Source organism: Sulfurisphaera sp. (assembly GCF_059755235.1).
In genome coordinates, this window is the sequence record NZ_DBPRYF010000012.1 from 1 (window position 1) to 14,958 (window position 14,958).

18 protein-coding genes and 1 pseudogene are annotated in these 14,958 nt (G+C 34.4%); 10 read left to right on the forward strand and 9 right to left on the reverse strand.

All coding sequences use genetic code 11. The features are described from left to right. The 3 genes from AC3OCB_RS01240 to tenA all read left to right on the forward strand — a co-directional run. Window positions 1-1,207, forward strand: a 1,207-nt coding sequence (locus AC3OCB_RS01240) for a hypothetical protein (RefSeq protein WP_498340358.1), incomplete at its 5' end; no start/stop codon positions are given. A gap of 48 nt (window positions 1,208-1,255) precedes the next feature. Beyond that, a complete protein-coding gene (locus AC3OCB_RS01245; protein WP_498340359.1) occupies window positions 1,256-2,677 on the forward strand; it encodes an MFS transporter in 1,422 nt (473 codons plus the stop codon). 48 nt (window positions 2,678-2,725) lie between these two features. Beyond that, window positions 2,726-3,376 (forward strand): thiaminase II, encoded by a 651-nt coding sequence (gene tenA / locus AC3OCB_RS01250; RefSeq protein WP_498340360.1) that lies wholly within the window; start codon window positions 2,726-2,728, stop codon window positions 3,374-3,376. Between the two features lie 4 nt (window positions 3,377-3,380). Here tenA and AC3OCB_RS01255 read toward each other — a convergent pair whose 3' ends face one another. Then, complete coding sequence (locus tag AC3OCB_RS01255; RefSeq protein ID WP_498340361.1) at window positions 3,381-4,394, reverse strand: potassium channel family protein; 1,014 nt, start codon at window positions 4,392-4,394, stop codon at window positions 3,381-3,383. Window positions 4,395-4,643: 249 nt separating this feature from the next. Between AC3OCB_RS01255 and sdx the strand changes: the two genes are divergently transcribed. The 3 genes from sdx to AC3OCB_RS01270 all read left to right on the forward strand — a co-directional run bounded on the left by sdx (window position 4,644) and on the right by AC3OCB_RS01270 (window position 6,766). Further along, window positions 4,644-4,973, forward strand: a complete 330-nt coding sequence (sdx, locus tag AC3OCB_RS01260) for a sulredoxin (protein ID WP_498340363.1) — start codon at window positions 4,644-4,646, stop codon at window positions 4,971-4,973. A gap of 614 nt (window positions 4,974-5,587) precedes the next feature. Beyond that, window positions 5,588-5,803, forward strand: coding sequence for a hypothetical protein (locus AC3OCB_RS01265; protein ID WP_498340365.1), 216 nt, complete (start codon window positions 5,588-5,590; stop codon window positions 5,801-5,803). A 438-nt stretch (window positions 5,804-6,241) separates the two neighbouring features. After that, window positions 6,242-6,766, forward strand: coding sequence for a hypothetical protein (locus tag AC3OCB_RS01270; protein ID WP_498340367.1), 525 nt, complete (start codon window positions 6,242-6,244; stop codon window positions 6,764-6,766). 91 nt (window positions 6,767-6,857) lie between these two features. On the opposite strand, the gene AC3OCB_RS01275 is transcribed toward AC3OCB_RS01270, so the two are convergent. Both AC3OCB_RS01275 and AC3OCB_RS01280 read right to left on the reverse strand, forming a co-directional pair. Beyond that, complete coding sequence (locus AC3OCB_RS01275; protein ID WP_498340368.1) at window positions 6,858-8,117, reverse strand: TM1812 family CRISPR-associated protein; 1,260 nt, start codon at window positions 8,115-8,117, stop codon at window positions 6,858-6,860. A gap of 175 nt (window positions 8,118-8,292) precedes the next feature. Beyond that, window positions 8,293-8,496, reverse strand: a complete 204-nt coding sequence (locus AC3OCB_RS01280; RefSeq protein WP_498340369.1) for an HTH domain-containing protein — start codon at window positions 8,494-8,496, stop codon at window positions 8,293-8,295. A 529-nt stretch (window positions 8,497-9,025) separates the two neighbouring features. On the opposite strand from AC3OCB_RS01280, the gene AC3OCB_RS01285 reads away from it, so the two are divergent. Beyond that, entirely contained in the window at window positions 9,026-9,316 is a 291-nt protein-coding gene (locus AC3OCB_RS01285; protein WP_498340370.1) for a hypothetical protein, read from the forward strand. Between the two features lie 124 nt (window positions 9,317-9,440). Here the strand turns inward: AC3OCB_RS01285 and AC3OCB_RS01290 are convergent, their stop codons facing one another. The 3 genes from AC3OCB_RS01290 to AC3OCB_RS01300 are packed head-to-tail and all read right to left on the reverse strand — an operon-like array spanning window position 9,441 to window position 11,086. Continuing rightward, the gene (locus AC3OCB_RS01290) at window positions 9,441-10,655 is read right to left on the reverse strand and encodes an MFS transporter (RefSeq protein WP_498340372.1); all 1,215 of its coding nucleotides are present in this window, start codon (window positions 10,653-10,655) and stop codon (window positions 9,441-9,443) included. A 13-nt stretch (window positions 10,656-10,668) separates the two neighbouring features. Further along, window positions 10,669-10,875, reverse strand: coding sequence for a nuclear transport factor 2 family protein (locus AC3OCB_RS01295; protein WP_498340373.1), 207 nt, complete (start codon window positions 10,873-10,875; stop codon window positions 10,669-10,671). A gap of 16 nt (window positions 10,876-10,891) precedes the next feature. After that, entirely contained in the window at window positions 10,892-11,086 is a 195-nt protein-coding gene (locus tag AC3OCB_RS01300; protein WP_498340374.1) for a nuclear transport factor 2 family protein, read from the reverse strand. A gap of 270 nt (window positions 11,087-11,356) precedes the next feature. On the opposite strand from AC3OCB_RS01300, the gene AC3OCB_RS01305 reads away from it, so the two are divergent. After that, window positions 11,357-11,644, forward strand: a complete 288-nt coding sequence (locus AC3OCB_RS01305) for a glutamine amidotransferase-related protein (RefSeq protein ID WP_498340375.1) — start codon at window positions 11,357-11,359, stop codon at window positions 11,642-11,644. A 26-nt stretch (window positions 11,645-11,670) separates the two neighbouring features. On the opposite strand, the gene AC3OCB_RS01310 is transcribed toward AC3OCB_RS01305, so the two are convergent. Next, window positions 11,671-11,814 carry a hypothetical protein gene (locus tag AC3OCB_RS01310; protein WP_498340376.1) on the reverse strand — a complete coding sequence of 48 codons (144 nt, stop codon included), beginning with the start codon at window positions 11,812-11,814 and terminating at the stop codon, window positions 11,671-11,673. A gap of 51 nt (window positions 11,815-11,865) precedes the next feature. Between AC3OCB_RS01310 and AC3OCB_RS01315 the strand changes: the two genes are divergently transcribed. Together AC3OCB_RS01315 and AC3OCB_RS01320 are read left to right on the forward strand one after the other, a co-directional pair. Beyond that, the gene (locus AC3OCB_RS01315) at window positions 11,866-13,077 is read left to right on the forward strand and encodes an RNA-guided endonuclease TnpB family protein (RefSeq protein WP_498340377.1); all 1,212 of its coding nucleotides are present in this window, start codon (window positions 11,866-11,868) and stop codon (window positions 13,075-13,077) included. A gap of 10 nt (window positions 13,078-13,087) precedes the next feature. Further along, window positions 13,088-13,366, forward strand: coding sequence for a type 1 glutamine amidotransferase family protein (locus AC3OCB_RS01320; RefSeq protein ID WP_498340378.1), 279 nt, complete (start codon window positions 13,088-13,090; stop codon window positions 13,364-13,366). Window positions 13,367-13,439: 73 nt separating this feature from the next. On the opposite strand, the gene AC3OCB_RS01325 is transcribed toward AC3OCB_RS01320, so the two are convergent. Then, window positions 13,440-14,765 carry a zinc ribbon domain-containing protein gene (locus tag AC3OCB_RS01325; protein WP_498340379.1) on the reverse strand — a complete coding sequence of 442 codons (1,326 nt, stop codon included), beginning with the start codon at window positions 14,763-14,765 and terminating at the stop codon, window positions 13,440-13,442. Then, window positions 14,737-14,958 (reverse strand): annotated as a pseudogene (locus AC3OCB_RS01330) (IS607 family transposase); the annotation flags it as partial. The pseudogene AC3OCB_RS01330 and the gene AC3OCB_RS01325, both read right to left, overlap by 29 nt.

Consider the following 14,958-nt stretch of genomic DNA (forward strand, 5'->3'; position numbering starts at 1 on the left):
ATTAACTAGTAACGTCTATCAATTTTTTGGTCTTTCTCCTTATATTTACGGTACACCTTATACAACTGGTGGATTTGTAACAAATCTTAACTATCCTTCTCTTTCATTTCTTCTTTTTATCCCTGCAGTCATATTCAAGTTTAATCCTAATTACATTAATCTTTTCTTTTACCTTCTTTTGCCAGTTATTTTATGGAGGAAATTAGATAAAAACTCCTTTCTTTTGTTCATTTCTGCTTACTTCTTTAATGCTTATTACCTCTTTTATGCAACTGGTGGGATTGACGACATTATCTGGGTCACTTTTCTTATTTTATCTTACTTAATGAAAGACGTTAGGTTAAAAGGAATTTTCTATGGTTTATCCATCTCATACAAACAAGACCCCCTTTTCTTTCTCCCATTCTATTTAATTCAGTTACGAAGAGAAAATCAAAGCTTGTCTAAGTTCCTACTCTTTTCTTTCCTCCCATTTTTAGTTACAAACGCATATTTTATCTTTCTTTCTCCCGGCCTATATTTCCATGATCTTATTACTCCAATGTTTGACAACTTACTACAAATCGGTTTCTCAGTAGATATTTTCTCGGTTGTTGGTTTCTTTTACGAATATCGCTATTTCTTCCTTTTTTCTCAGATCATCGTTTTCCTTCTAGGTCTTTACTTGTACTATACTAGGAAAGTTTCTAACTATTATGGGTTTATCTATTTCATAATGTTCTTCATGTATAGGATGTTGTGGAACTACATAATGTATTTGTCCTTCTTTTCATTCCTAGATAATTCGCCATCGTCAAAGATATCTGTAAGGAAAGAGGTTATAAAGCCTGTAATTGTTACATCTCTCCTTATTTTATCTCTCTTTTTTATCTTCCATTACAGTTTCTCTTCGTACTACTCAAGCGTTCACATAAACGTTATTCACGTTTATTCTAGTGACGGAAAAATATACAAGATGATTTTAAATGTCTCATATACTGGCGATGGGAAAATTAAACCATTATTCCGATTGTTTAGTATAGACGCTCTTCACGATGGTAATGGTCTTATATGGCTATCAAACTCGACTTGGATATCTAAAGGTGAATGGGAAATCGTTGAAATTTATTCACCGAGCAGTCTTTTTACTATACAGAACGATTCTTCAGTTATTATTAACGCTTATTATGGTGATATGAACGGTTTTTTGACGTTTAACTTTACGTGAAATAGATATATCGAAAACTTTATTAGCATTAAAGTATGTTTATGAGATATGGACAATAAGAGTAAGACCTTGCTCATACTTTCTGCAATGTTATTAATCGTAAACTACGTCGAGACAATGGTAATCCCAGCTTTGCCTAAAATTGAGAGTGACTTTTCTGTCTCAGCAACTTTAGCTGGTTGGGTAAGTTCTGCTTACCTTTTGGTTGCAGCAGCAACTTCTCCTTTAATGGGCAAGTTAGCTGATATTTACGGTAAAATAAAGATCTATATAGTCGACATTGTCTTTTACATAGTTGCTGTAGCCCTTGCAGGTTTTTCTCCCAATATCTACGTTCTAATTGCCGCTAGAGCTATCCAAGGTGTCGGTTTCTCAATGTTCCCTATAGCAATTTCAATTATAACAGATATTTACCCAAAGGAAAAAGTTGCGTTTGCTCAGTCAATATTAAGTGCTACAATTGGTATTGGCCCTGCTCTTGGTATGCTTTTAGGTTCTTACATCGTCCAAGACCTCGGATGGCCATATGCTTTTCACACAGCTGCAATACTTTCCTTAATTATCTTCTTTATCTCACTTAAGTACCTGCCAAGGAAGAGCGTTAAACTAAAGGAGAGCGTTGACTATATTGGCGTAAGTTTAATCGGTGTAGCAACTACATTAGTTCTTGTTTACGTTACTGAAGGGCCAACACTGGGTTGGACAGCTCTTGACAACATTTGGATGCTGATTGTTGGACTAATACTTTACGGAGCTTTTATAGGTTATGAGAGGGTTGCTAAGGAACCTTTAATGAAGTTAGAGCTATTTAAGATTAGGAACTTTGCTGTTGCTAACATAGTTGGTCTAATCTCTGGTATGGGTATGTTTGCTAACTTTATCTTTCTTGTCTACTACTCACAGCTACCAAAGCCTTATGGTTTAGGTTTATCAATTATTCAGTCTGGTCTTGTAATGTCTCCAGTAGCACTAGGAATGATAATATTCGGCCCTATCTTAGGTAGACTTATGCCAAAATATGGGCCTAAACCAATTTTGATATTAGGTGGTATCTTGGCTGATATTTCATATTTGCTATTGCTGACTTTTAGAGCGACACCAGCTGAGGTTTTAATAGACGGTTTTATTTCTTCTGTTGGAATGGTAGCTTTCATCATACCTTTGGTCAACATGGTTGCATTGTCATTACCAGATCAATCTAGGACTACTGGTATGGGGATGAACACACTACTAAGAAGTCTTGGTAGCTCAGTTGGACCAGTCGTCGCCACAGTCTTTATGGATACTTATCAAGACCCTGTAGTTATGATGTTAGGCAACAAAGTCTATGTAATGGGGTTCATGCCAAGTGCTACAGCATTTAACTATATTGCTATATTCGGCATGATTATGGTAACTTTAGGGTTAATAGTGTCACTGTGGATTAAGAACTATAAATTCAGAGTTGTCGGAACAGCAGCTGGACACTAAAATCTTTTTAAGTCGTAATCTTTTTAAGTCTTGACACTAGTTTTTTGTATGCTATCTGAAGAACTCTGGGACTCGATTTCAGACGTTTTCTCAGCAATTCTTTCTCATCCCTTTATAAAGGGACTTACTGAAGGCACATTAGAGGAAGAGAAATTCAGATATTACATTCTGCAAGACTTCCTTTACCTGAGAGAGTTTGCAAAAGCTTTAACTGTTCTCTCAGCTAAGGCTGAAAATAAGGAAGAGGCACAGGTTTTTATCAATCACGTTACTCACGCTCTAGGAGTTGAAACCAGCCTTCACGGATATTTTATATCTTTATGGAATGTCGATGTGAACAAAGTCAATCCCTCTCCAACCAATCTCCTTTATACTTCCTATTTACTTTCTACTGTTTATTCAAGGCCTTTTTATGAGGGTGTAGCGGCAGTTCTCCCATGTTATTGGATTTACATGGAAGTAGGGAAAGAGCTAATAAAGAAGGGATCACCTAACCCTCTTTACAAGAAGTGGATCAACACTTATGGAGGGGAAGAATATGAGAAAGGGGTAAGAGACGTGTTAAACATTGTAAACTCTTTTAAGCTTACTGAAGAACAGAGAGAAGCAGTAAAGAAACACTTTAGAATTGCATCGATTTTTGAGTATATGTTCTGGGACTCTGCTTACAAGCTGGAGAAGTTCCCCTTTTCTTTTTAATCAGTCATCCCAGCATTTCTCTTATCTTTTTAAAAGTTGATGGGTTTCCTATAACAACTAACTGCGTTCCTGGCTCAAGGTCAGTATCTTTTTCAAAATAAGGATTTATTTTATTGTCCTTAATTATTGCTAAAGGTATAACGTCATTTGGTAGCTCAGCAATTTTCTTTCCTTCTTTCTTAACGTCAAATATTCCTATAATCATTTCTCCAGCTCTTTCTGGGAAAATTAATCCTGCTACGTTCGTTGAGAGTGCAGCCCCAGCAGCTATTCTCCCAATAATATCTTCCCTAGGAATTACTAAGTCAGCTCCAGCTGTTTTGAATAAATCTGAAAGGGAAGAGTCTCTAATTGCAACAATTACTTGCAATGGTGGATTTAGCTTCTGTAATTTTAAAGTAATCAGCAGAGCTTCCATATCGTCTTTCATGATAATTATTACGTTTTTAGCATCCTTAACTCCAGCAGTAATTAAGTTTTCGTCATTTTTAGGGTCTCCAAAGATTACTTTATCTCCACCAATTGCGTCTGCAAGTGTTTTTGAATTAGTTAAAACTACATAGTCTGTGCCAAACCTATTTAATCTCCTTACAGCACTTAAAATTTCACTACCGTCTCCAATTAAAATTGTATGTGCTTTCATATGTTTTCCTCTCCATCTTGCTTTGGCATCATTCCATGTTGACCTACTAACAAGTGTACTAACAATACCTTGTAATATGCTTGTATATAATCCTACTGCTAAGATTATTGTGAAAGTTAAAATCAATTTTTCTTCAGAGGGTATTTGGTTTATGTCTGGTGAATATAGGCCAACAGTTGTTACGACGTTAACTCCAGCATATATTGCAGAAATCCAATCTAAATGTTGGTAGTTAACGAACACTACTGCATTAATTAAAACTGCTATCGAGAGAAGGAAAATTTGGATATAAATTCTCCTTAAGACGGAATAAGGTGCAACGAAGTTTTCTAAAACTGGTAATATTACTTTATTCCAAAAACTGTATCTGTCCACAATGTGAAGGGGGTTAAATGAACTTAAAAGTTTTATACAAGAGCAAATAGTTCAGAGGAAAGCTTAAACATAAACTATAAATAGGAATTTTCATAGCAATTTTGATTAAGAGTCTGCAATTAAGTCTCCTTTAAAGGTGTTTCTTTATATAAAATAAAACTTGACTCTTAATCAAATTTAACCTTTGTTACTAATAATTTAAATCCTTATCTAAATAAAGAATATAAGGTAAAAATACATTTGACATATATGGTTTGGAAAAGAACAATTTCGTCAAAAGCCCTTGAGAAGGCAAAAAGTGCTTCAGTTAAAGTAGATGATAAAGTAATTTTTATCGCAAATGTGAATGGAACACTATATGCAATGGATGCTGTATGTACTCATGCTAAATGTATATTAGGTAGCTTAGACCAAGAGAAGCTAACTGTCAGATGCAATTGTCATTTGGCACTTTTTGACTTAAGAACTGGTCAAATGCTCGAACCACCATATGTTGCTCCAGATGCGCCAAAAGAGAAACTAGGTTTGAAAACATATCAAATAAGAGATAATAATGGATGGATAGAAGTAGAAGTATAAACCAATGTAGGACAGCTAAGTAATTATTATATTTAGGATAAAAAAGATATCAGGTAAATAAAACCACGTTTAATACGTAAAACAAATGTCAATAAATAAAGAAAACTTTATTGTTTTTCTTCCTTTCGAGTTAAAAAACCTGGTTAGAGAATGCTAGTTCCTTCATAAATTATGTTTGTTGCTAGTATTGTTGTTAGGTCATTTATATCGTACAACGGAGAAATTTCAACATTATTTTATTCCAAAAGCTGTTTTTTCACAGTATAAAAGAGGAAAAGAACATAAAAGTTTTATATAGTAGAAAAATATGTGATGTACATGATCAAACATAAACTTTAGAGATGCTACTTAAAATGTCTATTATTAACGATAAATAAAGGTATAAAGTGGAAAGATCTTTGTAATAGAATACCTCAAGGTTTACGAGACATATGATAAGGAATTAGTGTTGAAAAGATTGTAAAAAATTAAACCCCTTTACCTTGATTGAGTTAATTGAAGAAGAATTGATCGTGTAACTTTTTTTGATACATTAAAAATGTCGGTCTTTCTTCTTTGGGCTCGTATTATGCCATGATACTTCTTAAAAACTTTTTTAGTGGATATTTCAATTCGTGAAATATGAAAAATTCTGGACAAAATTTAAGGAATGGGCTTTAACTACTGACGATGATACAGTCTCACATAGGTTGAAAAATATAATTGAAGTAGTAAGAGAAAACCCAGATATAAGTATAGTTAAATTAGCTGGTTATTTAGATACAGATGCTGTTTATTTAGCCAGATATCTACGAACTAGTTATAAAAACGCTACAGAGAACCAAACTTAGTCCTTTTCCTAAAAGAAGCCGTTATCTTAAAGTTTTCTTTCGATTAAATATATTTAAAGCAGTAATTTTATAATTGGGACTATGCAATTTTACATCTTATAGTTTTCAAGAACTAAACTTTGTAGAACATTCTTATTCTTTTTACTTTCGTTTATATGAGCTTATAGAGTCTAGCTAGCAAAGAATATTATTGAAAATTGCAGTCTAAAATAAGTGATTTAGCTTTTTCCTCCTTTGACTAACCTTAGAAAGTTTTTATAATTGTCACCCATAAAATTTAGATATAAAACATAGTAATTATCGATAGGTCACTCTACTAAATAACCTATTAGATTAAATATTTTAGAAATTATTCAATTCTTTTCTGCACTATTTTTCATTTTAAGGATCCAAAAGTTTAGTGCAAATCATTATAAGCCTAGTAAATAATGTTATGATATGCCATATATATGTTGTGACGTACCATATGAATCTGAGAAAGAGTTTAAAAAACACTTGAGGACTAAGCATTGGCACTGGTTTAATTACGCTGATATTATAAAAGTAAAAATGAAGAGTGAGTCATTATACAATATTATTAAAAATCCTAATTTGCTTTTTGGAATAACAAATCTAATCACACTAGTTCAAGATAAGGCAATACTTTATTTGCCATTTAGCAAGGATAAAACTGGAGTAGTTTTAAAGAGAAGTGTTATAGGTAAATTAGATGGACCTAAGTTAGAAATAGACGGAATAAAATATAGGTTTAGTTCACCTAATCTAATATTTGATTTAGAGTTCCGCGTAAAAAGGATAAATGAGGAATATTCAGAATTATCACTATTAGTCTCCGTGACAGCAAATATTGGACTTTTAGGCAGATTACTACCTGGTGAAGTGATTAAATCCTTGCCAAGGATGGTGACGCCACAATTCATTGTCGAGAAAATTAAAAAGGGCTTAACTGGTGTTTCGATCTAAAGATCGAAAAATTTAATGTCAGTGATTCTTTAAGGAAAACAAAATTTCATATAGAATATTTTATCTACATGAGAAATTAGATAGTCTAAACTTACTCTTTTCCCAAATTTTTTATCCAACTAATTATTTTATCAACGCAACTTTCAGCATACTCTACTATTATTCCCTCTTCACTAATTTTTATCTTAGTTAGTTTTCTCCCTAACCCAGCGTGAGAGTACATCTCGTCTTCATTTATTTCACACTCCTCTTTTTCTTCCTCTGGTATTTCTCCTTTCATCCAGTCTATTAACCTTGTGTTACCCAGTTTTATTAAATAATCAAGGAGATATTCCCCTTTTTCTTTCGGTATTTTACTAAAATCTCTCAACAGATCGATCTCTCTATCAACAAGGTTTCTTTGATGCTCATCAAATAACTCACTGATCTTTTGTAAGGAGTCAATAGTAACTTCTCCTTCTCCCACAACTTTCTTATACTGATTTACAAAGTGATAACCCATGAAATAATATGGGGCATTTTCATGAGCATCAAAACTCGCAACAACTTCATACTTTTCATTACTTTTTGTCACTTTTATTGAACTTAATATCGTCTTTTCGAACTCTTCAGGTTTTATTAATTTATCACTTTCCCTAAGAAGATAAATAAGGAGAAGTGGAAAACCTAGTTCTAGTGATTTTCCTATAGCATATAAGTCAGATCTTCCTTGTGTGCTAAACCCCTTTTCCTTTGACAATCTTATATTAGCAGTTAAATATTCTTGGATTTTAATTTTTTTGAAGTCCTTTGTAAAAATTGGTGTTAACTCATTGTTAATGTTTACAAATTCAATTAGAAAAACCTCTTTTCCTCCGTTAGTACTCATGTAATCTTCTATTGCAAGTTGAGTGGCAGACCTAGCATAAGCTTGAAAGTATGAATAAGTTCTACTTAAATCAAGGATTACGAGGTCAGGTTGTTCCTTTGCTAGATCTTCATAAAGTCTAAGATAAAAAAGGAAGTGAAAGTTTCCTATTCCACCTTTATGAACGTGATTTTTTATTTCTCCTTCAGAAGGAAGGACGTGAACGTAATCTGCTGGAATTTTGCTTTTAGCTTCATTTGATATTTGTTGAGTAAGTTGCTCATAATCGGGTGGAGGATCTGAAATAACATAAGAAAGAAAAGAGGGTAGGAAAACCGAGATCTTTGTATCAATTTTTGTATCTTTCAAATATTCTGCTTCTGCCAAGGTCTCATTTAGAGCTTCATACTCTACAGATGTTTTTTCTCCTTTTTCATCAAAAATTTTGTATTTAGCTAACACAAAATCTAAGTTGCTCCAAAAAGAAACTATAAGTGCTTTCACGCTAAAAGATTATCAACATGGTTTATAAAAGTTAGTTAAATTTAGGAAAGATTGACCTCAAAAATATAGTAATTCTATATTGTCAGAGACTTCTTCATAGGTTTTTATAATAGTCTTCCTTATATTAGCTACCAATTCATCTATATCCTCTACTATCCTTTCTTTTATCTTTTTACTATCTACATAGTACACGTAAGCTGGTTTTTCCTTTTCTTGTTGTTCTACTATCCCTTCTTCTTAAAAGAAGACCCTTATTCTCCAATTTTTTGATATAATTCATTATGCAAGCTTTGCTAATGTTTAGTTTTTCTGATAATTCATCTGCGTTTAATTCCTCTTTCGTTTTTGCAATATAAAATAATATTTCTAGTTCTCTCATTTAAACCATATATAAATTCCGGTTTTTTAAGCTCCTATGGTGTTTCTATTTTATCCATATTTGCTTATATTTCATTGCTTGCTTAAATTTCTTTCTGCTATTGATAATTATAATTTTGAATAAATAAGTTATAAACTATTTTATCTGTAATTTTAAAAATGATAAAATATGGATCTAGGTTAAAAATCTGTAATTATAAAAATTGTTTAAAAAGTCAGGTTTTCCTACAAACTCTGTTTTTTATATAGTTTATCTAGCTCTATATGCTCTTAGTGTATGTATATTGTCTATTTACTGACCTCCTTCAGCCCTAAAGGGCGAGGCTTTCAGTTGTAAAAAGAGTGGAGGTCTAAAGGCATTTAAAACAATAGATAGGAATAGGCGTGTCTGTTGCTGTAGCATGGGAATTCTACAATAGCAACATAAGAGAAAAGTTTATAAAATGAAAGAGGAAAACATTATGTTGTTGTTAAAAGCTCTTGTTAATCTACTATAGAATTGAAAGGTTCACTATGGTTATATTGCAAAAGTGCCTACCTACACATCTTATGCACAAGTCTACTCAGCGCCAGCAATAACTTTCTTACTTCCCTTAGAGATTGTTGCTTTTGCTTTGATATTTCTGAGAAAGACCCTGACTTTAGCAACGAGTTTGCTCCTCTTCCTAATAGCTGTAGGGATATCTGCATACTATTATAACGTAAACAGAATTTACTCTTTCATAACCGAGTATTACATGTATTCATCTTTGATTGGGCTGTTAGCATCTGGAGCTTTATTTGCAAAAAGAATTAATAAAGGTAGATTAGGATCACGCTGACGTGCAGTCATCACTTCTTTCAGCAAAGACCAATGCGTTCATCCAAAATATATGATACTCTGGATTTTTTAAATCTTTATCTAGTTCTAATTTGTAGTTTAAAAGATAAATCAGTTTGCAAGGACTAAGTCACTCTTCCTTTATTCCCTGTTTCGTAAAATAATGCTATCACAGCAGATGCTAAGTTTAGAGTCACTAGAATCATAACAATGTTTTCTGGTACAATTGAAATAATAGAACCTAAACTCAATCCTAAAGACATGGAGATGGTACCTTGTAAAGTCCTCAATGCTGATCCAACAATTCTGTTTTCTTTTTCAAGGCTATTCATTGTGTAAGAAGTGTTTGATGTAGTCGCTATCCCCGTTGCCATACCTAGTAGTATCTCAGCTAGGATTGAATTAATGAATATTGAAAGGGAAAAGAGTGCCATTGCGACAAAACCTAGTATTGAAACGAGTTTTCTTCCAAAACGGTCAGAAGCTTTTCCAGCTGCAAGGGAGACAAAAGTAAATGAAAGTGGATATAAGAGTATCAAAAGCCCGTATTGTAATGAAGTATAACTAAGATGCGAGTAGAAAAATACTAGAAAAGCTGCAAAAGCATTTCTTGTAACTGAATGAAGAAAGCCACTAACGCTTGATTTTACAAACTCTCTAGGCAAAGTTGTTCTTAAACTTGTTACTAAACCAAATAAGATTACAGCAATCCCAAGCCAAATATTTAAGGGTAATAAAACAATTCCAGATAGCATAAGACTAGGCCCAAGGGCTTTAATTCCAATTGTTGACACGCTTTTTATGTCATTAACCGTAAGGACAGAAATAAGGGTTATTAACGCTAATGTAGAAGAAACAAGGAAAAGGATTTTCCAGTTGAAGATAGCAATTACCCCACCTATTGGTAATCCAATTACATAACCCAAGCTTACTATTGTGTGGTTTATTCCTATTGCATGACCTCTGCTTGCATCATCACCAATACTAGAGGCATATGCAAGCGATGTCGGCAAAACTATTGATGCCCCTACAGCTTGTATCACTCTAAAAATCTCTACTTCGAGAAATGTTGAACTAGAGAAAATAAGAATTCCACCAATGATCAGTAAGATCCCTCCCAGTATCATACCCATTTTTAACCCAATTCTTTCGAAAACTATAGCAAAAGGAACAAACAAGAGGGCTTCTATTGCTACATAAATTGTGACTAAAAATGACGCTTCAAAGTGAGTAATGTTAAAATAAGCTGAAATTTCTGGGATAGCAACTAGTATCATAGTTGCTTCAAACGAAGAAATGAAAGCTAGAAATGAAGTTATAATTATATCTCTATTGTTCATTCTACTAGCCTCTTTAATATTGAATCTGTTTGAGAACATCACACATGTTATAGTATGCTATTTCCTCTTTTACAAGACCATTATCGTCTAATACCAATACGTCGACTCCTTGAATTTCAATTTTCTTGGGCTGATCTAGTTTGCCATAACCATATCTATAGCCTTGATATGTACCTCGTGCTATCCATTCTCCAAATCCAATATTACCGTTCCATGCCATTCTTATTAACTTAAATTCATAATCTGGAATAGATTTCCATAATCCTTTGGGATAAAGTTCGAAATTTTTTTTTACCCCTAATTACTCTAGGCTCTTCTCCTTGATGTATATAAACTAAATCTTCAGAATAGAACTTTAGTACCTTAAAAACATCGTGAGAATTCCATGCATTTACGAATTCTTTTGAAAAGGTCTCAAGATCAAGATGCATAAATTGATATAAACTTAAACATAATTTAAAGCTAATCCTACTTACTTATTAAAATCTGTTAAATTATAGCTAAAACTTTTTAAAAACAATGGAAAAATACACAGAGAAGTTAGTAATTACTCTCTAGTTATGAAAAATAAAAATCCCCTTAAATCTAAAGGAACTTTTAGCTATTGAATTTTAAAGCAATACAGTTTTACTACCTTCTTTTTGTACATTTTTTATTTGTAATTGGAAAATGCTTAAAGTCAACACACTTTTATCTATTTTATGTTTCTAAGCATAATAAACTACCCTATTGAAGGTTTAGGTTCAATAAAGGAGATATTAGAAGACAAGGGATATAACGTTAAAGAAGTACTAGCTACTCAACTTTCTGGTAATGAAGACTTTGATGGGTTAATTATTATGGGAGGTCCTATGGGAGTTTATGAGGCAGACAAATACCCTTTTCTTAAAGTAGAGATGGAGCTAATAAGAAAAGCCGTAAGTGAAAACAAGCCAGTTTTAGGGATTTGTCTAGGTTCTCAATTGCTTTCAGCCTTTTCAGGTTTTTAATGAGTTTTCATTATTTTTACTCATTTTTAATCACTTTCCTCAATAACAATAACTTTAACTTTCTTTCCGTGAAGCTTTTCCAATTTCTCTTGATACTCTTTTGGTGGATAAACTATGTACCTTTTCATTGCTCTTACGATTTTTCCCTCAAATACATATATAGTTGCCATAATCTATTATTTATACAAAAGCTTATAAGTTTGTATGCTTAATAAAAGATTGTGGAAGTCACACAACCGATGAACCCGTTTATCCCCTCAAAGAAGGGGATGGGTGAGAAGTATAGACTAGCATTAAGAGCGGAAGTTGAAGTGTCAAACAGAGAGGAACTGCTATGGGAATTAGTAGAGTACCGCTATAATATGCAGAAACTTGTAGATGAGTTGTGGGACTTGAAAGAAGTGCCTGGAAAGAGTCAATTACATGCTATGTTTTATGAAAGATTGACAAAAGAGAAAGGTTACAGAGCTCATGTAGCAAGGAACATGTACATCAAAGCAGGAAAAATTGTGAAGGGAGCAATAAAGAATGAAGCTAAACATAAACCAACACTGAAAAGATTAACTGCAGAGTTTGATAATCAAGATGCTAGAGTAGATCTAGAAAGAGCTGAAGTTAGAGTGATATTTAAGAGCAAAGGCAAATGGTTTACCCTCAGATTAAAACACAGAAAGGAGTACATAGAGAAATTTCAGAAATACAAATGGAAAGAAGTATATGTCTCATATCGCAATGGAAAATTCTACGTTAGCATTGTTTTTGAAATTGAATATAAACCTTACACCCCATTAGGTGCCATAGGGCTTGATGTTAAGCTGGTAAAGCTAGTTTACTACGACGGTAAGAAAGTAAGAAGGGTTGACACACCGTTCGTCAAAGCTCTCTCACTGAGGGCTAAAGCTGAAGAGATGCAGAAAAAATATCCGAAGAGATGGAGGTACAACAAGAGAATACTGGAAAGGATAAGAGAGCTTTACAGAAAAGCTAAAAACATAGTCATAGACGGGTCTAGTAAGTTCGCCAAAAAGCTTGTTTTATTTGCGTTAAAAAAGAAGTACGCAATCGAGTTAGAAGAACTAACTGGTTTAATAGAAGAGTTGAGGAGTATAAACAAACAAAATAGATGGAAGACATTGCACTTAGATTACCGTACACTTCAGAACGCGATAGTGACTAAGGCAATAGAATATAACGTTCCGCTACACTTCATAGACCCCAGAGGTACGTCAAAGTCGTGTTATAGATGTGGAACTGAATTAGTGTTTCACGGCAGACTAGGTATTTGTCCAAAATGTGGATTTGTTACTGACAGAGATAAAAACGCATCCTTAAACATTCACAAGAGGATGTGGGGGAGCCTTGGGTCTCTCCTGAAAGTCCCTGCAGTGAAGAATGAAACCAGACGGAGCAGGGGAAGAAAAATGAGGGGATGAGGGGGATACGATGAGGCTACTGTACGTAATTAGAAATTACCAGAAATATCTAAAAATCAGCTCCCAACCCGAACCCTCTTTAGGAGGGACAGTAAAGAAAGGAAACTTTGGCGAAGAAATAGGGGTCTACACAATCAAAACTGTTAATGACCTTAAGTTTATGGGTGATGAAATCAAGGTCTTTCAATGGCACGGCAACACTTTCACTCTTCCTAGCAATGCTACTCTTTTAGCTTACAACGAAAAGTACTTTCAAGCTTTTAAAGTAAAAAAGGCGTTAGGTTTGTAATTTCATGTTGAAATTAATAGCAAAATGGTAAGTGAATGGATAAAGGAGTATGGGGTTCAGCTTACATAGGTGTTCATAAACCTACGTAAGCCTTGGAGTTCATCAAGCTCAGCCACCTTCTCGAGTTCATCGGTGGCCTATCATCGCCCTTACCCCCTTTCGTGGCAACCCCACCCAAAGCCCTCATCTGTGTCTTCCACCGAGGGATCATCTTTTTGATCACCGCACGGAAGAAGGTGCTTGGGCTCTGGGGAAAGCCACACATTTTGAGATAAATATTTATTGCTCCGCACAGCTGTCTGTCTAGTTGTAGTCCGCACCTAGAACATTTAACCACCTGCCCCTCTTGGAGCTTTATCATCCAACCCCCGCATCTGGGACAGGTGGATGAGGTGTACCTAGGATCAACTAATTTCGTTTCCGTCTTGTATTTCATGTAGCTGAATATCTGTCTCCAGTTCTGTTTAGCAATATCTCTGTTGTGTTCCCTAGATTCGTTAAACATCCCCTCTTTGTTTAAATCCTCAAAGCCGTGAACTGCATTTGGGAACAACCTAGTCAACACGGTAGTGAGCTTGTGCACAAAGTCCTTAGCTCTATTCCTCTCCCTCTCACCGTGCCTGGCTACTTTCTCCTTTACTGAGTTCTTCGTACTAGCTACACTCTGTGCTCTCTTCCTCTTTATTTCGTGGACTCTGTGGATATGGTATAATTCACTCAAGTCAATTTTTATCCATCCGTATTTCGGTGAAAAGCCATCAAGGCTGAACAAGTTTGAGTCCCAGCCCATGGATTCAGCATTGTTTTTCTCCTCTTTTGCCCCCCTGAAGGTGATTAGCAACTCATTTCTCGTCAGTATTAATTCTCCTAGATCTAGCCCTTGAACCTTGCTTTTAAACCAGGCTTTTGCTAAGTCAAACTCTAGATATAGTTTCCTAGGTACTATGGTGACTCTAATTTTTCCATTCTTGTAGGTATAGAGCGTCTCCTTGACTCTAGCAAAAAGCTCCTTGACAGTAGGTTTTGCTCTCCTTCTCTCTCTCTTAAGATAGTTCCTCTTCCAAGACTTCAAAATAGAATAGGCAACTTTTATCGCAGAATCAACGTAGTGGGAAGCATAAGACCAACCCTTTAACAGTTCTTTTCTAAGCGAGTTTTTGAACTCCCTAGTCTTTGGAAGCAGTGGAACGAGCCGTTTAATTTTATAACATTTCTTCTTTCTCTTCCTTCCGCTTTCAACCTCATAGCATCTCTCCTCCCACTTCTCGATCCACGTGATATTCCCCCAGATTATGTCTATTGCTCTCTGCAGTAGAGAGCGGTAGCTGAGCAAGAAATCAACAATATTGTAGTTATGCTTAACCTTGTAGCTAAGAATCTTGTAGGAGTCTTTTTGCATTTTCAACCACCTCCTTGTACTTACGACTCCTAATACCATAGAGCTTACTAACAAAGTGGGAGATAATCGTTATTAAGTCCTCAACTAACTCCTCTCTTGGCTCCTTCTCCTCTTGATTTATCACAATAATTTCAGTCTCGTAGCTCTGGAAGAACTGCTGGAGAATTTTAAAACCAAATCTTGTCAGTCTGTC